Below are 22,011 nucleotides of genomic sequence, written 5' to 3' on the forward strand. Positions count from 1 at the left end.
CTCAAGATGCGAGTTTCAGTTGGAATTAAAAACGATTTAGGCAAGGCATTGATTGCAAATAATAGTGGTTCTATTGTTAAAATCAATAACGCTGTATAAATCGCTTTTAAGCCAACCCGTTGGGCGCTTCACAGGTGCTCACTCTCATCGTTGCTACTTCTTAAAAGGGACTGCCATTATTGCAAAGTAACGCCTTGATATTAAGCCCCTGTGAAACGCTGAATTCTGCATCTTGAGGTGGCTTGGGTATATATTTAAAAAGCGACTAAGGTCGCTTTTTTTACGCCTTAAATATACTCTTTCTTAGCATAGGTATATAATTCACCGCATAAGAAAAACTAATTCTAAGCTTGGTTATCATGTCAAGACGGGTACCTCCATTAAACGCACTAAAAGCTTTTGAAGCGGCTGCGCGTCATTTAAGTTTTACAAAAGCAGCAGAAGAGCTTTATGTAACGCAAGCGGCTGTCAGTCATCAAATAAAAACACTTGAAGAACACTTAGGGTTGAAGTTGTTTTTACGTAAAAATCGCTCGTTATTGTTAACCGAAGAAGGGCAAGGTTACTTCCTCGATATTAAAGAAATTTTTACACAGCTTATTGATGCAACCGAAAAGCTATTAGCCCGAGGTGCTAAGGGCTCATTAACGGTAAGTTTAACCCCAAGTTTTGCAATTCAATGGCTTGTGCCACGATTAAGTTTGTTTAATGAGTTACACCCTGAAATCGATGTGCGAATAAAAGCCCAAGATCAAGATGAAAACTCGCTTACCGATGACGTTGATGTTGCTATTTATTATGGCCGTGGTCATTGGAGTGGTGTGCAAACACATAAGCTTCATACTGAATACTTAGTGCCGTTATGTAGCCCCATGTTACTTACGGGTTTAAAACCACTTAACCAGCCGAGTGATTTAGCCAATCACACGTTATTGCATGATACAACGCGAAAAAATTGGAAAACATGGATGAAAACAGCTGGCGTGCGTAATATACAGGTAAACCAAGGGCCTATTTTTAGTCACTCATCGATGGTCTTACAAGCGGCAGTACATGGGCAGGGCGTGGCAATAGGTAACAGCGTATTGGCAAAACCAGATATTGATGCGGGGCGATTAGTTATCCCTTTTAACCACAGCCTAGAGAGTAAAAATGCTTATTATTTAGTAAGCCGAGAGTCACAATCAGAACTGGGTAAAATTGTCTCCTTTAAACAGTGGATGCTTAGCTTAGTAGAACAAGAGCAAGAATACTAATATGACAATACAATGGTTTAAAAGTACGCAGCAGCCTGCACAGGCACAATTTATATTTGCGCATGGAGCGGGTGCTGGCAGTGACTCCGAGTTTATGCAGCATATGGCGGTATTACTTGGTAAAAAAGGGATTGATGTTGGGTTATTTGATTTTGAATACATGCAAATAGCGAAGCAAACGAATAAGCGCAGGCCACCTGATCGCGCCCCTAAATTACTCGATTATTATGCACATATACTGACCCTAGCGCAGCCAAACTTACCTTTATTTATCGGTGGCAAGTCAATGGGTGGACGGATGGCTTCAATGCTTGCATGCCAAAGCAAAGAGCCAATTCTCGGTGTAGTTGCATTTGGTTACCCATTTCATCCCCCAGGTAAACCTGAAAAGTTACGCATAGATCATTTTGGGGATATTGCATGCCCATTTATAGTACTGCAAGGTGAGCGAGACACCTTTGGCACACGTGAAGAGCTCGCAACACTTGAGCTTGCAAAGCGCCCAGAATTTGTGTGGTTAAATGATGGAGATCATTCTTTAAAGCCGCGTAAGCGTAGCGGTTTCACTGTTGAACAAAACTTAAGTGAAGCGGCAGAAAACGCTGCAAACTTTATGATCAAACTCGCTGTACAGTAAATTTTGGTGTAGTCGTTTTTCTAAGGGGAATACATGATTAAATTATTTTTAATGGCTGGCAGTTTATTTTGTATGTTGTCGGTTGTACTGGGGGCTTTTGCAGCACATGGTTTAAAAAGCCGATTATCAGAGTATGCGCTTGGGGTGTTTAAAACAGCTGCTGATTATCAAATGATGCATGGCTTAGCACTGATAGCCACGGCCATTTTAATTAAATGGGGTCTAAATTTAACCGTTGCTGGTTGGTTTTTTATCGCAGGTACGGTGTTATTCAGTGGTAGTTTGTATTTATTAGCAATAACAGGCTTTAAGTGGCTTGGACCAATTACACCTATTGGTGGTGTGTGTTTTATCATCGCGTGGGCTATTGTTTTAGTGCAAGTTGCACGATTTAAATTTTAATAATGAATAAGCTTAGCTTTGCGTTCTTCAGTTTGGATGAAAAGTAAGCTATTAAAGGGTTTTTATGTCAAGTGTAGTAATTTACTGTCGTAGTGGTTTTGAAAATGATGCCGCTGCTGAAATAACTTTCCATGCCGCAGAGCAAGGTTTTGCAGGGTATGTAAAAGCAAAACCTAACACTGGCTATGTTATTTATGAATGCTTTGATGCATCACACAGTGACGAAATTATTAAAAAAGTCGATTTTAAAAATATGGTGTTTGCTCGCCAATGGTTTGCGGGTACTTTACTTGAAAATATGCCCGTTGAAGATCGCGTCGGTGAGATAGTTAAAGCCGCTATCGATTTTCCTTTATGCTCAGAGCTACGAGTAGAAACGCCAGATACAAATGAAGGCAAAGAGCTTTTAACCTTTTGCAAAAAAATATCAACGCCGCTTAAAAAAGCACTTGAAAAGCAAAATACGGTTTTACGTGAGCCAAAAGCAAATCGCCCAGTAATGCATATCATGTTTTTAACCAACAATACGGCTTATGTTGGTCACTCGTATAGCTATAATAATTCGCCATTTTTTATGGGTATTTTACGTTTACGTATGCCAAGCGATGCGCCGAGTCGTTCAACACTTAAACTTGATGAAGCATTTAATGTGTTTATCCCAGAAAAAGAGCGCGAAAGCCGTGTTCAAGCTGGAATGCGCAGCGTTGATCTTGGCGCGTGTCCAGGTGGTTGGACGTATCAATTAGTTCGCCGCGGTATGTTTGTAAGCGCGATTGATAATGGCCCAATGAACGATGATTTAATGGAAACGGGGCAAGTTAAGCACTTTAGAGCTGATGGTTTTAAATACCGCCCAGAAAAGCGCAATATTCAATGGTTAGTCTGTGACATGGTTGAAAAACCAACTAAAGTTACTAGCCTAATGATTGATTGGGCGGTTAATGCTTATGCAACTGAGCTGATCTTCAACCTAAAGTTACCGATGAAAAAACGCTTTGACAGTGTGTATGAGTGTTTAACCATGATCAGAGAAGAGCTTGCAAAGTATGGTATTAGTTATGAGCTTCAAGCAAAGCACTTATACCACGATCGTGAAGAAGTGACGGTGCACTTAAACGTGACTAAAGTGCCGCAAAACTTATATAGCTAAAAGTTTGTAAATTACAGTGATTAAAAAGCACAGTATTTACTGTGCTTTTTGCTAAGTATCAAAGTGTAATTAATTTATATAGCTAGAGCGGTGATACTTAATATAATTAATTACTTTTATTTATTATTTAACTAATTTTACGCTTTACTTTTAGCTACTATGGCGTAAATAAGCACTAACGTAACCTTGCAAATTGCTGCGTATAACACGTAATATACGGTTAATAGGGAATGAGTGAAGTTGCTGTATAAGCGCACTGAAAAATAAAGAGAAGATATAGATGTATAAAAATCAAAAAGTCATATTGCGATTGCGGGCTAATATTCCATCATTTAAATGTGTTGAAGGTTGCCATGATTGCTGCGGGCCGGTGACAACATCATCTGAAGAAATGTCGCGGTTACCGGTAAAAACAGATGCAGAACATGAAGCGGCGTTAAATGAATTTAATTGTGTGCATCTTGGTCCAAAGGGCTGCACTGTGTATGACGAGCGCCCATTGATTTGCCGCCTTTTTGGTACTACTCCGCGAATGCCTTGCCCGAACGATCGTGCGCCAGAAGAACCTGTAGATCCTAAGATTGAGCGTGAAGTACATCATTTTATTGCCAATACACGCCAGGTATTAGTATAAAAAGGGGAGTTAATAACAGTGTGTATTGAGCTCCCCATTGAGTATTAGCGATAGTTAGGGCGGTAGTTATCTACCCATAAGCGGGTTGCCCCACAAACAGCAACTGGCATAACGATTAGATTTACCACTGGTATGGCCGTCAGTAACATTACCGCAAAACCAAACCCATACGACAGACCTTGTTTTTGCTTCAGATCTTGCCTCATTTGTTTAAAACAAATTTTATGATTATCAAAAGCATAATCTTTATATTGCACTGCGTACATCCAACAGGTGAACATCACCCAGATTAGCTGCCCAATCACTGGGAGTACCCACAAAAGAATAAAAAAGCCAATTGCGCGGGGTAAAAAGTAACACAGTTTAATCCATTCACGAGAGAGCATACGAGGAACATCTTTTAGTGTATCCATTAAGCCATCATCATTGACTGTTTGGCCAGTAAGGTACAGTTCCACTTTCTCACTGAGTAAACCATTAAAGGGCGCTGCAATAAAATTAGTTATTACTGTAAAGAGCATGCTGTAACTAAATAAAATGACTAATACTGCTATCGGCCACATTAGCCACTCGAGCCAACTTAACCATGTAGGTAATAGGTTATTTAAATATGCAAACCCATCAGTCAGCCAGCCGTATAAAAAAAACAATGAACTACCAAAAAGCACTATATTGATTAACAAAGGAATAAATACAAAGCGCTTTAAGCCTTTTTGCGTGATCAATTTAAAACCCGAAAAAAAATATTCCATACCTTGCGTAAACTGCACGTTAAAACCTCAGATCCTAGCTATATTGGTTTTAGTATAAATTGCTCAGGTATTTTGAACAGCATTTTTAGGTAACAAAGTGTTTAATAATGAGTGCAGTTGAAAATAGCGCTGATCAACTAATTAAATTAAAAATGACTCCGCTCTGCTTTTACTCGACTTGGATTCAGGTATTAAGTAAAAGAGTTATGAGATCGTTTATAGCGCTTAGCAAATGAGAGGTCGATTGGATAAATTTAATATTACGCGTATTGATACGACAATGGGCGTTTTTCGCCTGTCAGGTTTATGGGATTCATTAAAGGCAGAGGTGTTTAGCGTAACGTCAATTGAAATTATGGGTACAGATGGTTGGGTAAAGTTAGATAAAACAAATGATACTGTTATTATATTAGTAGCTGAACTAGTGCCGATCCTGCAATTGCACTTATCAAATAAGGTAAATGAAAATGATCTTTAAAGCTGAGCGTTAATGTCTGTAATTTAGGACGGTTGGGTATATACTAGCGGCCATTTTTATAATGAGTCACTTTTAATGTCTAAGCTATTTATTATTGGCCTACCAAGAACCGGCACGACCAGTATCAGTGTTGCGTTATTAGAAATGGGGCTGTTAGTTGCTCATACTGCGTTTACCAAAAAAGCGTTTGAAGTTGCTGATGCGATATCTGATGCGCCTTGTTTTAGTGACTATATGCACTTAGATAAGTTATTCCCCAATTCTAAATTTGTTTATTTAAGTCGAGATTTAAATAAATGGGTGCCCTCAATATCCATGCTGCTTGAAAAAATGATGCCTCATTTAGAGCTGAAAGCAGGGCGATTTAGCCCAGTTTTAAAGCGCAGTTTTCATGATGTTTTTCCTATTAGCGCCCCCCTGAGACAGCCATTAACACAGAGTGTATTAGTTGACTGTTACTTACAGCATCAGCAGGGCGTATTGTCATATTTTAAAGACCGAGATGACTTTTTATCGATAGACGTTAGCGAGCCGGGAAGTTTGCGTGAGTTAAAGGCATTTTTAGGTTTACCGATCGAAGGAGATGCCGACTTCCCTAAGTTAAATGTTGGCCGAAACGTTGCTAACTGGCGTGAGTATAAGCATCCGAATAAAGTGAATTCTAACTTAGCAGGTGTAGAGCATCGTAAATACTTTGATTATTAACCAGCATTAAGTAACCGCAGGCTCTTTAATATAACTCACATCATTTTTTGTTGATGAGTGGGCACTGTTACCACTACTAAAAAAGGTGAGTCTACCCAATAAATCAGGTACTAATCGTTCACTATTATAATCATAAATTTTATTTATTTGTTGTGTGTGAAAGTTCATTTGCATACTCGGTACATTCGTTGTAACCCACTTTTGTACGGAGTCAGAATGAATGAATTGATCAGGTGATTTTTCTTTATCGGCTAAAAGCTTTTCCCATATTTGGTTTTGTATTTGGGCAGGTGATTCTTTTATCTCGTCTAGGGTATCGTTTATCCAGCCCAAGCCTATGTCATTGTATGCTTCTAAAATATTATCATAGAGTATTCGGCGACTTGATGGATCACTAATATTGTCTTGTTGAGCAACATGTTTACCATTACCAAGTTGATAATACTGCTTATTTGCTTGGTAATTAGTTTGTTGTGCAAGGTAAGTAAATACATCATTTTGATTATCTTTGTCTACTTCACTCAACATAGCTAACATTTCATCGTTTTGATGTGTTTTTATAAGGCTCATCATATCGATAATACCGCTGCTTTGTTGCAGGTTTGTATCAGCTAAATGGGAATTTAATTGCGTTAGTTGTTCATCACTTTGGTTTTTATTCATCAATAAATTCGCGTAGCTTATTGCTAAATCAGTCTTTGTATTATTGGCTTTATAGCTTGATTTAAACCAATCGATATTTTCGTCGCTGCTTTGCATTACTAATGGCTCATTGCCATTGATGTCATCGCCAATGGGGGACGTTGGTTTTTTATAATCATCGCCTTGTTTAAGTATTGCCGCCATCGTGTTAACGGTACTGCTTAACGCCTCATCAGAGAGCTTACTTAATGATGAAATTAACTGCTCGCTAATATCTTTGTTTTGCATACCAAACCGTAGGCTTGATGTTGTGACTGCAAACTCGGCGAACAGGCTTAATTCTTCATCACTCATCTTTTGCGCTAAATCGAGTAGCTCTTGTGTGGGTTTTATATGTTGAAACATTCTTCGATGCTCGCCGTCGAGCCTGTCTAGTTGATCCAAAAAAGCATTAATATCGTCGGGATCAGTAAACTCGCCATAGCGATAGGTTCGCTCTGTAAATGGCTTATTCATTTCTATAGCACTACTGCTTAGCCCATAAAGGCCCATACCAAAGTAATGAGGGAGATCATCATGATTAAGCTTTCGACCTTTAAATGGGTCATCAACAGCAATAACAGGGGCATTTTCTATCGTGTTTAGTTCTTTGTTTACAGGTGAAGAGGTAAAGACCTCAATAGCGGCTTTAAATTTATCCCCAAGGTGGGGTTTTATCGGTTGCGTAAATAGACGCTGAGCTTGGGGTAGGCTTGGTATTTTCACTGTTGCTCCTTAACATTGCCAATGCACTTGTTTATATATCGACCTGTAATGACAGATCTTTAGGCTAAACAGAGCAAAGTGAGTGGTAGTACACAAATAAAGAGTGAATTTTAAAAATATTTTTACCTGTAAAATAGTGGCTGATACGCATATAAAAGTTTAAATACATTAAAAATAGGCTAAACGCGGTTGTTCATTTGTTACAATTCGGTATAGTTTGCCAACAAATTATTAATATAAATTGAGATGTTCTATGCAGTTAGTTGATTTAAAACCAAATGACCAGGATGTGATTAATGTTTTTGCTGATATCGACCGACTAATGAACACTTTGTACCCCATTGCAACTGCTCAGTCCCTTACGGTAAATGATTTAAATAAACCCAATGTTTATGCCATTGGATTAAAAAACGAGGACGGGATAGTAGCGTGTGGTGCCATTGTAAAACAATTTGACGATAAGGTTTATGGTGAAATTAGACGCTTATATGTTAAACCAAGTTATCGTGGAAAGGGTTTATCTCGTCGTATTATGCAAATTTTATTGCATCATGCAGGAGAAGAAGAAATTCCATTGATCAGATTAGAAACAGGCCCTAAACAAGCTGAGTCAATCAGCTTGTATGAAAATCTAGGGTTTCAACGCTGTTTAAGCTTTGGTAAATATAAAGATAATCCACAAAGTTTATTTATGGAATTAGGGCTTAGTCAACCTTCCTAAAATATGAGATTTTTATTAAGATAACTTAATAACAAAGACGATCTATCTACCCTATTATAGGTCGTCGCGACAAGATGCAGTGAAAACGTTTCATAAGTCTGACATTGATTTTATCTGTAAAACTACAAAAATATACCCAAGCCACCTCAAAATGCAGGATTCAGCGTTCCACAGGGGCTTAATATCAAGGCGTTACTTCGCAATAATGGCGGTCCCTTTTAAGAAGTAACAACGCAGGGAGTAAGTGCCTGTGAAACGCCCAACGGGTTGGTTTAAAAGCGATTTATACTGCGTTATTGATTTTGATAAGGAAATAACCATTACCTGCAATCCATGCCTTGCCTAAATCGCTTTTAATTCCAACTGAAACTCGTATCTTGAGGTGGTTTGGGTACTTCCTGCAAATACCGAATATCACCACGCTACCGATGAGTAAAACACCGCATTATTAATGATTTTTAGCTCATAATTATCGTCTTGTATGCCATGTTGCTCGACCTAAAATTATTGATATTAAAATTTATTCGTTACGAGTAAAAATACTTGTTGGACTTAGGGGCTTATTTTTCTTTTAATGCGCGCAATTAGCCGATACGGCACTCATTAAATAAAAGAGAAAGATAAATGAAAGAGACAACATCATCACTAGAACAAGCTCGTACGAGTTACAATGTTCGTCATTGGAGCCAAGGTTTTTTTGGTATTAATGATCAAGGTGATGTGTATGTTGCGCCAAAGGCTGATGCCCCAGAGCAAACCATCGCACTTATAGATATCGCTAAACAACTTGAAGATAAAGGCTTGAGCTTACCTGCTTTGGTACGTTTTCCGCAAATATTGCATCATCGCGTTCACAGTTTATGTGCTGCATTTAATACCGCAATAGAAAGCTATGGGTATCCAAAAGACTATTTATTAGTCTACCCAATTAAAGTAAATCAACAGCGTGAAGTTGTAGAAGAGATAGTTGCCAGCCAAGCTAATATAGAAAAGAAACAGCTTGGCTTAGAAGCTGGTAGTAAACCTGAGTTATTGACCGTATTAGCATTAGCTGAAAAAACCAGTGCAGTGATTGTCTGTAATGGCTATAAAGATAAAGAATATGTGCGCTTAGCACTTATTGGCGAAAAGCTAGGTCATAAAGTGTATATCGTGCTTGAGAAACTCTCTGAGCTGGATATGGTGCTTAGCCAAGCTAAAGAGCTAAACGTAAAACCGCGTATTGGTATACGTGTGCGTTTAGCATCACAAGGTAAAGGTAAATGGCAAGCGAGTGGCGGCGAAAAGTCAAAATTTGGTTTATCAGCGTCACAAGTATTACATGTAGTAAATCGTTTAAAAGAAACCGATCAACTTGACTTAATTGAGTTGGTGCATTTTCACTTAGGCTCGCAAATGGCTAATATTCGCGATGTCCGTCTAGGTGTAAGCGAAGCTGCGCGCTTTTACTGTGAGTTACGTAAATTAGGTGCACAAATTGATTGTCTTGACGTAGGCGGCGGTTTAGCGGTTGATTATGATGGCACACGCAGCCAATCACATAACTCAATGAATTACAGCTTGGCAGAATACGCAAATAATATTGTTTACACCATTGGTGATATTTGTAAGCAATACGAGCAGCCATTCCCGACGATTATTTCAGAGTCAGGGCGTGCGTTAACTGCGCATCATGCAGTGCTTATTTCAAATGTTATTGGTACAGAAAGCTACGTGCCTGAAGATATTCAAGCACCGGCAGAAGATGCACCAATCCTTTTGAAAAATATGTGGATGTCGTGGCAGCAACTTCATGTATTAACGGATGACCGTGCATTAATTGAAATTTATCATGACAGCCAAGGTGACTTAGCTGAAGCGCATAACCAGTTTGCAATGGGCCTAGTCGATTTAACGCAACGCGCATGGGCTGAGCAAATAAATTTACGTGTATGTTATGAACTTAATAAACACATGGATAACAAAAATCGTTTTCATCGCCCGATTATTGATGAACTAAATGCTCGTTTAGCGGATAAATTTTTTGTTAATTTCTCTTTGTTTCAGTCATTGCCTGATGCATGGGGTATTGATCAAGTGTTTCCGGTATTGCCATTAAGCGGCTTAACAGAGGCGCCTAAAAAGCGTGCTGTATTGTTAGATATTACGTGTGATTCAGACGGCGCGCTTGATCATTATGTTGATGGCCAAGGTATTGAAAGTACGTTACCAGTGCCTGAATTTAGTGCTGACACACCTTATTTGATGGGCTTTTTCTTAGTGGGTGCGTACCAAGAAATTTTAGGTGACATGCATAACCTGTTTGGCGACACTCACAGCGCTATGGTGCACATGGACGAGCAAGGTGAGGCAAGTATTGTAGAAATAAACCAAGGTGACACGGTAGCCGACATGATGCGTTATGTTCACCTTGATGTAGAAGGTTTTCAATCTTCATATGCACAGCTGGTGGCTGCAAAATTACCACAGGCTGAGCAACAAAGCGTGCTTGATGAATTACAAGCGGGTTTAGACGGTTATACTTATTTAGAAGAGCTTTAATATGACCACTTTGTTTGATCACCCTGATCACTCATTGTATTCCAATGGCATGACGTTTTTACGTCAGCCAATGGTACAAAATATCACAGACATTAATGCTGATGTTGTCGTACTGGGATTGCCATTTGATATGGCAACCTCAGGGCGCCCGGGCGCTCGTTTAGGCCCAGATGCTATTCGCAGAGCATCAGTACATTTAGCATGGGAAGAGACTAAATACCCATGGACGTTCAAGTTGTTTGAACGTTTAAAGTTAGCGGATGCTGGTGATTTTACGTACCCAGTCGGCGATGCTGAATACTTTACTGCAAAGCTTGAACAGGCAGCTGCGGGCATTTTAAACCAAGGTAATGCTATTTTAGGTCTAGGTGGCGATCATTTTGTTACCTTACCGTTATTACGAGCGCACGCTAAACGCTTTGGTAAAATGGCGCTAGTACATTTTGATGCTCATACAGACACTTATAGTAATGGTTCACGCTATGACCACGGTACCATGTTTTATCATGCACCGATGGAAGGACTGATTGATGTTGATCATAGTATTCAAATTGGTATACGTACTGATTTTGATCAAAGTAAACATGAGTTTGCCGTGATTGATGCCATGGCGGCTAATGATTTATCAGCGCAAAGCATTGCTGAGCAAATTTTAGCGCGCGTGGGTGATTTACCTGTGTATATCACCTTTGATATAGATTGTTTAGATCCCGCGTTTGCCCCAGGTACTGGTACGCCTGTGTGTGGCGGTTTAACCAGCGACAAAGTGCTTAAAATATTACGTGCGCTTAAGGGCATTAATATAATTGGTATGGACGTGGTTGAAGTATCTCCCTCGTACGATCAAAGTGAATTAACAGCAATCGCTGCAGCAACCATTGCCAGTGAATTATTGCACTTATGGACGTTAAAGCATAAGTACTGATATTTTCATGGAAAATAAAAAGCGCCATCTAGGCGCTTTTTTGTCATTTATTTTTTTGTCTTCTTTTTAGTTATTTTTGTTGATTTTTTGTTGTTAAATGTTAATTTATTGTTTGCTCTATTGGTGAGCAATAATGATAATTAAGGAAGATATATGAAAACGATACTTAGAATATTATTACTTTCTGGCGCTGCACTAACTACAAATTCAGTTTTTGCAACTGACTTAGTGTGTGATGTTTACCCTAAAGGTAGTAATGGGTATAGTAGTAATGGAACAGCACGATGTGATGCATTCGACTTTAGTTTTGGAAATAGTACAACAGGTAAGTTTTACCTACAGAATATCTCAAAACCGATCAATCAAGTAATTTGGCAAGGTGACGCATCTTGTTCAGGTGGAACATCATGTACTGTTAATGTAAGAGCTTATCGATCAACTAGCGCTTCAGCTCTGATTTTATATAAAGATGGTACATATGAGACTACAAATATTGCACGTATGAGTTATGAAACAGGCCATTAATAGTATTAAGTGATGCTCAGATAAGAAGCACCAATTATCATTGGTGCTTCTATATGTTTAAATTCATTTATATATTCGTAGTAGTGTTTATTTATGAAATGGTGTTATGAAAATTTCATATTATGCTTTTTCGCATAAACTAAGCATACGGGGATCTCAATAACTACATAGGTTAAAAAGGTAAACCAAAACCAGTTAACCTTGAATGCTAACCAACTAAATTCAATACCAGAATTATAATAAAGACTGCCGGCAATCATTAAGGTTATGCCCGTTGCAATTAAGTCTTGCATTGATACTTTTTTAAAGTCATTCCCAGCAAAGCGTGGATAAATAAAACCATATCCTAGGCTGATGACCGTGACAGCTAAGATCAGTAAAGTGAGCTCAGGGGTCATGGTTTATATTGCCTAGCATGCTCAATTCGTTCTTGGCTGCTTGGGTGGGTTGATAAATACTTCAACCAATTATCTTCAAGTTCAGCATGTTGTTCTTCTAAGCTTTGTTGTAATGCTTCAATAGCATCTGCAAAATCGTGATTGGAATAGCCCAATTTAACCAGCTTTTCAATTGCATAATTATCGGCTTCTCTTTCCATATCGCGTGAAAATGCTTGTTGCAAAAATGAAGAACCAGAGCCAAGTACTACTTCTGTAATACCTTCCAAGTCACCAAAAATTACAGCCAAGACAACGGTACTTGCAACAGCTTGCGCAGATAGGCGCACACCATGATGATGCTCAACATGGCCAATTTCATGTAATAAAATAGCGCGTAGTGCATCGGGTTTATCTGCCAGTAACGTAACGAGCTCATCAGTAACAACTACTCGGCCATGTGGTAGGGCAAATGCATTCGCTGCAAGATAATCAGATTGATAAAATGACAGCCTGAACTTTGTGTTGTCCAATTCGAGTGCTGTGAGCATTTGGGCCCATTTACTTTGTAAATCAGCTTGTTGATCTATTGAAAGTTGAGTTGGCTCTAGCGCTATTTTTTCAATCACAGCCAAGCTTTGCTCGCCCATACTTTCAACCACCGCAGGAGATGCTACATTAACGCTGTATACGGCAATTGCAGGGATCCCTCTATAGAGAATAAGCCAAAGCAATAAAGGTGCGACAACAACGCTGAGCAAAATAAGGAGTTTATTTTTCTCTAAACGCTCACTGATTGAATATACTTTATTGCCAAACGGCCAACGAAAATCCACATCATCAGGAATAAAGCGCCCGCCATTACAAAAACTAAGTTGTGCGGCTACCCCCGGGATCGGGCTTTCTAATATGCAATCTATGGTTGATGCGCTATGGATTAAGTCATTATTTTGATTAAGCAGTTGCACTTGCTCATTATTGACTTGAGCCGTGCAATATTGATGCTGGCTGCTATTGGGGAAGTAATAGCAGCCTGTTACATGAAGTGCTTTCATCAAGTGAGTGAAATATCGATGTCAAACACATTTGCGGCTTCTTCAGCAAATGATGATTGCTGTTCTTGTACAGTATCCATAAGCGTAAGCGCGCCTGTATAAATAGTGACCTCTGTGGCAGCGGCAAGTAAATGTGCTTTACGTATTTTTGTCCACGGGTAAGCAAGACCTAAAGTGAAAATAATTGCCACTGCATTAGTAAATAAAAGGAAACCGTAAGCTGCGGGTTTAAGGTCTGACTTGAAACTGGCTATGTCTTCAAACTCGCTACTATTCAAAATATGGTTACGAATAATAGATTGATAAATTCCGCTAACTAACGTGAGCATCCCAATATACATTACAGCCATTAGCACAGGGAAAAGTAAAGTGGAAAAATTCAAGCTGTTGGTATCTAAACCATTAAAACTCATCGCTACACCTGCAATCCCAGCGAAAATAGCAAAGCCAATTAAACCAGCAAAGGTAACACCGATGGTAATCAATGCAGCCATATAATAAGTTTCGCCTTTAAGATTTACAGATAATGGTTTGCCACCATAGCTGATATTCTCATGTATGTATTGATCAATGCGCTTTAATGCATAAGGCATTAATAAGTACAGTGTGAATACACTTGCAATAGGGAGTAATACAAAGTTAATTAAGGCATCGCCGTAGTTACCAGAAAACGCAAAGCGTACATTACGATGGCGCGTCATACGCATATTAAAGCGCAGGCCTTGATTGATTATCCATGGCATTAAAAACAAAAAACCGAGTGCAAATAATAACCCGATGACAGGCAAAAATTGTACGACTAAGCTATAAATAATAAAAACTATTACTGCTAAAATACGGCCTTTGAGTATTTGCATAGGTGTTGCTAAATAATCAAAGCTATGGTTATCGACATGTGTATTGCCATAAAAGTAACGATAAGTACGTACTTTTGCCCAAGCAGAGTAAATACCAAGGGTTAAAATACTTAACATAATATTAACGATCCAAATGCCAAAAAACTCTCCGACTTTACCGTTAAATTGTATTTTTCCTTTGAAAAGAATGTTATCAGTTGATGGTGGTGTAGTCTGTATTGTGGGTTCCATATGAAATTCCATTTTCCTAAATTAGACTGGAATTTACTAAATTCCGCCATATTAAGCAATAAAAAACACGACACAGTCATCCCATGTTCATATTAAATATAGATGTTTATAAAGGTGTTTTAATGTTTTTCTGTTTTTTTCAAGTTCAGGATTTAGGATTAAATCTGCTATACTCTGGCCATCATTTTATGGGGCAGCTATGATTTCAAAAAACCAACTCAAGTTAATTCGTGCATTAGGTCAAAAAAAATACCGAAAGCAACATAATCAATACCTTGTACAGGGTGAAAAAAACGTACTTGAGTTATTGGCAAGTGGTTTAACAATGGTAGAGCTGTTTGCTACCCCCGCTTTTATTGAGCAGTATCAACAGCAAATTGGCTACGTAAAAGTAACGCCAGCCGATGAAGAAAGCCTCACTAAAGCCAGTACGCTAGTTTCAAATAATGCCGCAATTGCGATTGTTGAAATGCCACAGGTAAATGCCCCCAAAGCTGAGGGATTAATTTTAGCGTTGGACGGTGTGTCAGACCCCGGTAATTTAGGCACAATTATCCGCGTTGCTGACTGGTACGGTATTAAACATATAGTAACCAGTCTTGATAGCGCCGATCCTTACAATCCAAAAACCATTAGCGCGACAATGGGTTCATTTGTACGTGTTGCTGTCAGCCAAGTTGATTTAGCTGATTATTTAGTTGCGCTTAACCTACCTATTTATGGTGCTTTTTTAGAAGGTGAAAATTTGCACCATACTAAATTAGCCCAATCAGGCGTGTTATTGATGGGCAGTGAATCTCATGGTATTCGCACCCAATGTGCAGCGTTGGTCACTAACAAAATAACTATTCCGGCATTTGGCGAGGCTGAATCGTTAAATGTAGCCATGGCAACGGGTATTATTTTAGATAACTTTAAACGCCAAGCGTAACCTTTGTACTTACTTTTGCCGCCCATAACGGTTAAATTAAATACTGAAGCTATAACAATAAGAGTCGGTAAACCAACTAGATGCGTTTGAGCACCATAAAATTAGCGGGCTTTAAATCCTTTGTAGAGCCGACTAAAATTCCATTTCCTGATCAAATGACTTGTGTCGTTGGCCCGAACGGTTGCGGTAAATCCAATGTGATTGATGCCGTGCGTTGGGTGCTTGGCGAAAGCTCGGCCAAAAATCTGCGTGGCGATGCCATGACGGATGTTATTTTTAATGGCTCAACTAATCGTAAACCTATTTCGCAAGCATCAGTTGAACTGATTTTTGATAACACTCAAGGCCATTTACCTAATACCTTTGCTGATCGTAACCAAGTGGCAATTAAGCGCTTAGTAACACGCGACGGGCAATCGTTGTATTTTCTCAATGGCAGTAAATGCCGTAAACGTGATATCACTGATATATTTTTAGGCACAGGCCTTGGCCCGCGCAGTTACGCAATTATAGAGCAGGGCATGATCTCACGTTTAATCGAGAGTAAACCGGCTGATTTGCGCGTGTTTTTAGAAGAAGCTGCCGGCGTGTCTAAATACAAAGAGCGTCGGCGTGAAACGCAAACTCGTATTAAAAGTACCCGCGAAAACTTAGAACGTTTACTTGATGTACGAAAAGAGCTGCAAGCACAGGTTGATAAGCTGGCAGTGCAATCAGTTGAAGCCAAAAAATATCGCGAGTTAAAAACGCAAGAACGCACATTAAAAGGTCAACTTGCTGTTTTGAAATGGCAAAAATTGCATCAGCAACAAGTGACTAAAGCCGATAAAATGGCTAAATTGAATGAGCAAATTAGTTTTTTTAAAACGGCTCACTCAGGTCATGATGATGTATTGGCAACCCTTGAAAGCCAAGTCCAACTGCGTATTGAGCGCCTCAACGAAGCCCAACAAAAGCAGCATCAAATTCATACAGCACTTACACGTGTTGAGCAGCAACAAATAGGGTTAAAACAGCAACAGCAGGCTTTAAGCCAAAACCTGATCAAACAACAACAAATACAACTGCAAAGTCAGGAATCACAGCGATATCAAAATAGTCATGCGCAAGAGCTGGAAAACGTACTGCAAAGCGCGATTGAACACACGTTACTATGCACCGAGCAGGTGAACGAAGTGGCGTCGCAAGTTGCGCTGTTAGATAAGAGTAAAGCGCAAAGTAGCAGTGCGTGGCAAAGTATTTATGAGCAATTTCAATCGATAAACACCGATCACAATAATCAGCAAAATGTACTCACTCAACATATTCAAAGCCAGCAATATATAAAAAAGCAGCAAGATACCCTTAAAATCGAGTTGGTCGAGTTGAGCACCAACCCAGTTGAGCAACAAGTGGCGCAGCAACAGCAATTAATGCAGTCCCTTACGCAAGAGCTTGCCTCAAAACAAACGACGTTAAATAAAGTACACGTTAGTTTGCAGCAGGCTAAAGCCAGTTTAGCCGACAGCCAACAAAGACATGACGACATTACTCAGCAATTAAATGAGAATAAAGCCAAAGTAGTTGGCTTAAACTCAATGCTAGTTGGTGACGATGCGCAAAGTAAGCATAATATGCTTGCTCAGCTGTGTGTCAAAACGGGTTATGAGCATTTGATTGAGCATGCTTTGCAGGGGCTTGAACATTTAAATGTGACGAAGGATGCTCAAAGCAATGCCGTTTGGCCTATTTCGTTAGTCGCGCGCAAAGGCTCATTAGCTGCATTAATCGAAAGTGGTGTTTACCCTGAATTATTACACCGTATTGCTTATAAAAATAGTTTTACAGTAGATGATTTAATCGATGACTTTTGGTTAGCTGTTATAGATGCGCAAGGTAATATGTATGGCCGTAACTGGCACCAAAATACGAATAAGAATACTGATAATTCATTACTGATTAAACATAAGCAACTTGCTGACGCTCAGTTATTAGAATCAAAATTAACGGCTGATTTAATTAGTCACAGCGATGTATTAAACACGCAGCAACAAACATGCGATCAACTTTGCGCTCAAATGGAAGAGCTTAAAGGCGCAGTGCATCAGTTGGCACAGCAAATAGCTGCGGCGAGTACGCGTAGAGATATGCTAAAAGAACAACAATTGCATTTTAAAAATCAACAGCATAAGTTACAAGGAAAGTTGCAATTATTGGATGATGAATTTAGTGTTGTGGCAGGTAAAGTTACGTTACAAGAACAGCTTATAATTGATTTAACGAAGCAAAAGGCACTAATAAGTGCAAGGCTTGAACAGGCAAAAATAGTTCAGCAGCAAAGTGATGAGCAATTTAAACACATTAACGCTGAACTTGAACGCTACAAAACTATTTCAAATCAAGCGACTTTGGCTGAGCAAAAAGCGCGCGGTGATTGTCAGCTCAGTGTTGCTAAATTACAGCATGCCATTACAGCCTGTGACACTGCGAGTGAAGCTGTAACTGAATTAACAATACAATTAGAAGATTTGGTCATGCCATTAGAAGAGGCCGCAGAACAAATAGTATTGTTATTAAAGCAAAATCAGCAAGGTGAAATTGAACTTAAAAACTTGCAAATAGCATTAGGTGAGGCTAAAACAGCTTTAGCAGATAAACAAGTGATGCTCAAAGGTTCGCAAGAAGAACTTGTTATTTTACAAGATCAGTTGCAACAACATGCTCTGGAAGAGCAAAGCTTGTTAGTTAAAGCACAGCTGGCGTTAGAGCCGCTAGATGAGTTGCAGCAAAACCTGAAAGATATTTTGGCGCAATTACCAGAGCAGGCCAATGCAACAACGTATCAGGGACATTTAAATAAAGTTACACAAAGTTTAAGTGAATTAGGAGCCGTAAATTTAGCCGCGATTGATGAATTTGAACAAGCTCAGCAACGCAGTCAGTATTTAGAGCAGCAACTGGAAGATTTAACTAAAGCGTTATCAACCCTAGAGGGTGCCATTGCAAAAATCGACCGAGAAACAAAAAATCGCTTTAAAACGACATTTGATCAGGTAAACCATGATTTTGGTGAGTTATTCCCTAAAGTATTTGGTGGAGGCAGTGCATATCTTGAATTAACCAGTGATGACTTACTAGAAAGTGGTGTTAGTATAATGGCACGACCACCAGGTAAGAAAAATTCAACAATTCACCTTTTAAGTGGTGGAGAAAAAGCGCTGACCGCATTATCATTAGTGTTTTCAATATTCAGGCTCAATCCAGCTCCTTTCTGTATGCTGGATGAAGTAGATGCACCACTTGATGATGCGAATGTTGGCAGGTTTTGCCGATTAGTGGAGGAAATGTCACAATCGGTGCAATTTATTTATATCAGTCATAACAAGATTGCCATGGAAATGGCGGGAAGGTTAACGGGTGTTACAATGGCAGAGCCAGGCGTATCGCGTATGGTTGCTGTTGATATCGAACAAGCAGTGCAAATGGCACATGCATAATTATTAATAGTTAAGTAGATAAATAATAAAGGTGAGGGGATGGCCGAAGAATTAAGATGGGTTTTAATCATTATCAGTGTAGTTGTCATTGGTGGATTATTAATACATGGCCTGTGGTCAGTTCGTAAAAAAGATGCACCTATTGCAACAAATGAGCGGGTTGAACCTACTGAGCAGCCCCCAGTGCAACGCCAACCAATATCAGAACCAATAGCAACACATACCTCGCAGCGTGATGAGCCGCAGTTTGGTGATCTTAGTTTTAGTGCATCAGATGAGCAGCCTAAACTAGATGAGGTAGTTGAAGATACGGTTACTGAGCAAACAAAAGCGCAGGAAGACACTAATAGCGAAGAATGTAAAAAAACAGATGAAGCGCCAGCAGCAGAAGACTTTATTATTGTGCATATCCAAATGCCTGAAGGCTTAACAATGGAAGGTAGTAAATTACTACCCGCTGTAAATACGCTTGGTTTTAAATATTCTGAAGAAGGCTTTTTTAATCGCCACTTAGACCCTGCTGGCCATGGTCCAGTGCTGTTTAGGTTAGTGAATATGTACAATCCTGGAACGTTCGATGTTGATAACATGGAACAATTTAGTACTGCAGGGATTAGTTTATTTATGACCTTACCCTGTGATGGCGATGGGCTTGCCGCATTTAATATGCTCCATAGTGCAGCGAAGAAACTGGCGGATGAATTTGGCGCCGCTATATTAGACTCACAGCGCGAAGAGATGACGGTTGATAGCGTACGTGATTACGTTGAAAAAGTGAGACGTTTTTCAGTTTAATTACCTGCTATGTAAAATTAATTAGTTAAGATTTTTATAAGCCACTTGGCGATGATTCGTTTAAGTGGCTTTTTATATTTTTGAGGTCAGTATGTCCACTTTAGTGCTTGCGCAAATAACGCAGCTACGTCAGCAATTAGAAGATCATAATCACAACTATTATGTACTCGATAACCCTAGTATCCCTGATGCGGAATATGACCGTTTATTACAACAGCTAAGTGCTTTAGAGAGCGAAAACCCGCAGTATGCAAGCGCGGATTCACCAACACAAAAGGTAGGCGGGGCTGCGCTTGCTAAATTTGAGCAAGTAGCTCACCAAGTGCCGATGCTGTCGTTAGATAATGCTTTTAGCGAAGATGAATTTACCGCATTTAACCGCCGTGTTAAAGAACGTTTAATGGACACCAACGAACTGACCTTTTGCTGCGAACCAAAGCTTGATGGCTTAGCTGTGTCTATTTTATATCGTAATGGTGTATTAGTGCAGGCTGCTACTCGCGGTGACGGGCATACTGGCGAGAATATCACAGAGAATGTAAAAACAATTCGTAATGTGCCATTAAAATTACGTGGCGATGATTACCCCGGCGAAATTGAAATTCGCGGTGAAGTTTTTATGGATAGCGCAGGATTTGACAAGCTTAATGTTGAAGCCGAAAAGCGTGGCGAAAAAGTATTTGTAAACCCGCGTAATGCCGCTGCCGGCAGCTTACGCCAGCTCGATTCTAAAATAACAGCTAAGCGCCCATTGATGTTTTATGCATACAGCACAGGCATGGTTGCGGACGGCGAGCTTCCTAGCGATCATTATCAACAGCTTGCTAAATTAACAGATTGGGGCTTGCCGCTGTGTCCAGAAACTAAGTTAGTTGAAGGCCAGCAAGCCGCGCTTGAATATTATCACGATATTTTACAGCGGCGCAGCAACTTAAAATATGAAATAGATGGCGTTGTAATAAAAATAAATAATAAAGCCATGCAAGAACGTTTAGGCTTTGTTGCACGAGCACCGCGATGGGCAATTGCTTATAAGTTTCCTGCTCAAGAAGAAATAACCCAATTACTCGATGTTGAATTTCAAGTAGGGCGTACTGGTGCAATTACACCTGTTGCACGTTTAGAGCCTGTATTTGTTGGTGGCGTAACAGTATCAAATGCAACACTGCATAATCGCGATGAAATAGAGCGCTTAGGCGTAAAAGTAGGCGATACAGTCATTATTCGCCGTGCAGGTGATGTCATCCCACAAATTACTCAAGTGGTGCTAGATCGCCGTCCAGCTGATGCAAAGGATATTGAGTTTCCAGCGACTTGCCCAATCTGTGACTCGCATGTAGAGCGTATTGAAGGCGAGGCTGTAGCGCGTTGTACAGGAGGCTTAGTATGCCAAGCACAACGTAAAGAAGCGATTAAACATTTTGCCTCTCGCAAAGCATTTGATATTGATGGGCTTGGCGATAAAATTGTAGAGCAGCTGGTGGACAGAGAGCTTATTAAAACGACTGCAGATTTGTTTATTTTAAAACAAGGGCATTTTGAGTCATTAGAGCGCATGGGACCTAAGTCAGCTAAAAACCTTGTTGCAGCGCTTGATGATGCAAAGCAAACAACGCTTGCTAAGTTTTTATATTCGCTCGGTATTCGCGAAGTTGGCGAAGCAACGGCGCAAAATTTAGCGAACCATTTTTTAACACTTGAAATGGTGACAACAGCAACGGCAGAAGCCTTAGTTGAGGTAAGTGATGTTGGTGAGATCGTTGCAAAACATGTGCGAGGTTTTTTTGCAGAGCAGCACAATTTAGACGTAGTAGAAGCATTAATTGCACAAGGAATACATTGGCCTGAACTAATACCACCGAGTGAAGAATCGCAGCCATTGGCAGGTTTAACCTATGTACTAACAGGTACTTTAAGTGTACTTAATCGTAATGATGCGAAAGCACGGCTACAGCAATTAGGCGCGAAAGTGTCAGGTAGTGTATCAGCTAAAACAGATGCGTTGATTGCGGGCGAAAAAGCAGGTTCTAAGCTCACTAAAGCGCAAGATTTAGGCATTGAGATACTAACCGAAGATGATTTAATTGCACTTTTGGCGCAGCATAATGGGTAACTTAACTGCCAATGCAGTTAAAGCTCAACAGCAGTCCATTATT

The 22,011-nt window shown here is 39.7% G+C and carries 20 protein-coding genes; 15 read left to right on the forward strand and 5 right to left on the reverse strand.

The window, feature by feature from the left end:
• Positions 1–359 precede the first annotated feature (359 nt).
• The 5 genes from ACJJVX_RS11780 to ACJJVX_RS11800 all read left to right on the forward strand — a co-directional run bounded on the left by ACJJVX_RS11780 (position 360) and on the right by ACJJVX_RS11800 (position 4,079).
• The gene (locus tag ACJJVX_RS11780; RefSeq protein WP_054206454.1) at positions 360–1,256 is read left to right on the forward strand and encodes a transcriptional regulator GcvA; all 897 of its coding nucleotides are present in this window, start codon (positions 360–362) and stop codon (positions 1,254–1,256) included.
• A gap of 1 nt (position 1,257) precedes the next feature.
• The gene (locus ACJJVX_RS11785; RefSeq protein WP_054206453.1) at positions 1,258–1,893 is read left to right on the forward strand and encodes an alpha/beta family hydrolase; all 636 of its coding nucleotides are present in this window, start codon (positions 1,258–1,260) and stop codon (positions 1,891–1,893) included.
• A gap of 33 nt (positions 1,894–1,926) precedes the next feature.
• Entirely contained in the window at positions 1,927–2,295 is a 369-nt protein-coding gene (locus ACJJVX_RS11790) for a DUF423 domain-containing protein (protein ID WP_054206452.1), read from the forward strand.
• Positions 2,296–2,359: 64 nt separating this feature from the next.
• Entirely contained in the window at positions 2,360–3,445 is a 1,086-nt protein-coding gene (gene rlmM, locus ACJJVX_RS11795; protein ID WP_054206451.1) for a 23S rRNA (cytidine(2498)-2'-O)-methyltransferase RlmM, read from the forward strand.
• Positions 3,446–3,725: 280 nt separating this feature from the next.
• On the forward strand, positions 3,726–4,079 hold the full coding sequence (locus tag ACJJVX_RS11800; protein ID WP_054206450.1) for a YkgJ family cysteine cluster protein: 354 nt from the start codon (positions 3,726–3,728) through the stop codon (positions 4,077–4,079).
• A gap of 44 nt (positions 4,080–4,123) precedes the next feature.
• Here the strand turns inward: ACJJVX_RS11800 and cysZ are convergent, their stop codons facing one another.
• On the reverse strand, positions 4,124–4,831 hold the full coding sequence (gene cysZ, locus ACJJVX_RS11805) for a sulfate transporter CysZ (RefSeq protein ID WP_211842031.1): 708 nt from the start codon (positions 4,829–4,831) through the stop codon (positions 4,124–4,126).
• A gap of 244 nt (positions 4,832–5,075) precedes the next feature.
• On the opposite strand from cysZ, the gene ACJJVX_RS11810 reads away from it, so the two are divergent.
• Together ACJJVX_RS11810 and ACJJVX_RS11815 are read left to right on the forward strand one after the other, a co-directional pair.
• The gene (locus ACJJVX_RS11810) at positions 5,076–5,309 is read left to right on the forward strand and encodes a hypothetical protein (protein WP_405631594.1); all 234 of its coding nucleotides are present in this window, start codon (positions 5,076–5,078) and stop codon (positions 5,307–5,309) included.
• 75 nt (positions 5,310–5,384) lie between these two features.
• On the forward strand, positions 5,385–6,014 hold the full coding sequence (locus ACJJVX_RS11815) for a sulfotransferase (RefSeq protein ID WP_082379070.1): 630 nt from the start codon (positions 5,385–5,387) through the stop codon (positions 6,012–6,014).
• Positions 6,015–6,020: 6 nt separating this feature from the next.
• On the opposite strand, the gene ACJJVX_RS11820 is transcribed toward ACJJVX_RS11815, so the two are convergent.
• Complete coding sequence (locus ACJJVX_RS11820) at positions 6,021–7,421, reverse strand: hypothetical protein (RefSeq protein ID WP_405631596.1); 1,401 nt, start codon at positions 7,419–7,421, stop codon at positions 6,021–6,023.
• 253 nt (positions 7,422–7,674) lie between these two features.
• On the opposite strand from ACJJVX_RS11820, the gene ACJJVX_RS11825 reads away from it, so the two are divergent.
• The 4 genes from ACJJVX_RS11825 (at position 7,675) to ACJJVX_RS11840 (ending at position 12,133) form a co-directional block, all read left to right on the forward strand.
• Entirely contained in the window at positions 7,675–8,142 is a 468-nt protein-coding gene (locus ACJJVX_RS11825; protein ID WP_054206446.1) for a GNAT family N-acetyltransferase, read from the forward strand.
• A 624-nt stretch (positions 8,143–8,766) separates the two neighbouring features.
• A complete protein-coding gene (gene speA, locus ACJJVX_RS11830; protein WP_054206445.1) occupies positions 8,767–10,683 on the forward strand; it encodes a biosynthetic arginine decarboxylase in 1,917 nt (638 codons plus the stop codon).
• Between the two features lies 1 nt (position 10,684).
• The gene (speB, locus tag ACJJVX_RS11835; RefSeq protein ID WP_054206444.1) at positions 10,685–11,608 is read left to right on the forward strand and encodes an agmatinase; all 924 of its coding nucleotides are present in this window, start codon (positions 10,685–10,687) and stop codon (positions 11,606–11,608) included.
• A gap of 153 nt (positions 11,609–11,761) precedes the next feature.
• The gene (locus tag ACJJVX_RS11840; protein WP_054206443.1) at positions 11,762–12,133 is read left to right on the forward strand and encodes a hypothetical protein; all 372 of its coding nucleotides are present in this window, start codon (positions 11,762–11,764) and stop codon (positions 12,131–12,133) included.
• A 104-nt stretch (positions 12,134–12,237) separates the two neighbouring features.
• Here ACJJVX_RS11840 and ACJJVX_RS11845 read toward each other — a convergent pair whose 3' ends face one another.
• The 3 genes from ACJJVX_RS11845 to ACJJVX_RS11855 are packed head-to-tail and all read right to left on the reverse strand — an operon-like array spanning position 12,238 to position 14,653.
• Positions 12,238–12,531 carry a hypothetical protein gene (locus ACJJVX_RS11845; RefSeq protein ID WP_054206442.1) on the reverse strand — a complete coding sequence of 98 codons (294 nt, stop codon included), beginning with the start codon at positions 12,529–12,531 and terminating at the stop codon, positions 12,238–12,240.
• Positions 12,528–13,565: a M48 family metallopeptidase gene (locus ACJJVX_RS11850; RefSeq protein WP_054206441.1), complete on the reverse strand. Its 1,038-nt coding sequence runs from the start codon at positions 13,563–13,565 to the stop codon at positions 12,528–12,530. Before ACJJVX_RS11850 ends, ACJJVX_RS11845 begins: the two co-directional genes overlap by 4 nt.
• The gene (locus tag ACJJVX_RS11855; RefSeq protein WP_405631599.1) at positions 13,565–14,653 is read right to left on the reverse strand and encodes a YjgN family protein; all 1,089 of its coding nucleotides are present in this window, start codon (positions 14,651–14,653) and stop codon (positions 13,565–13,567) included. The genes ACJJVX_RS11850 and ACJJVX_RS11855 overlap by 1 nt, the downstream gene beginning before the upstream one ends.
• 199 nt (positions 14,654–14,852) lie before the next feature.
• On the opposite strand from ACJJVX_RS11855, the gene ACJJVX_RS11860 reads away from it, so the two are divergent.
• The 4 genes from ACJJVX_RS11860 (at position 14,853) to ligA (ending at position 21,968) form a co-directional block, all read left to right on the forward strand.
• The gene (locus tag ACJJVX_RS11860) at positions 14,853–15,584 is read left to right on the forward strand and encodes an RNA methyltransferase (RefSeq protein WP_054206439.1); all 732 of its coding nucleotides are present in this window, start codon (positions 14,853–14,855) and stop codon (positions 15,582–15,584) included.
• Positions 15,585–15,664: 80 nt separating this feature from the next.
• A complete protein-coding gene (locus ACJJVX_RS11865; protein WP_405631602.1) occupies positions 15,665–19,060 on the forward strand; it encodes a chromosome segregation SMC family protein in 3,396 nt (1,131 codons plus the stop codon).
• Between the two features lie 39 nt (positions 19,061–19,099).
• On the forward strand, positions 19,100–19,855 hold the full coding sequence (zipA, locus tag ACJJVX_RS11870; RefSeq protein WP_054206437.1) for a cell division protein ZipA: 756 nt from the start codon (positions 19,100–19,102) through the stop codon (positions 19,853–19,855).
• 91 nt (positions 19,856–19,946) lie between these two features.
• Entirely contained in the window at positions 19,947–21,968 is a 2,022-nt protein-coding gene (gene ligA, locus ACJJVX_RS11875; RefSeq protein ID WP_405631605.1) for an NAD-dependent DNA ligase LigA, read from the forward strand.
• Positions 21,969–22,011: the final 43 nt, after the last annotated feature.

Origin of the sequence: Pseudoalteromonas sp. Ld20 (assembly GCF_045064175.1) — a bacterium.
In the GTDB taxonomy this organism is placed as follows: Bacteria; Pseudomonadota; Gammaproteobacteria; order Enterobacterales; family Alteromonadaceae; genus Pseudoalteromonas; species Pseudoalteromonas neustonica.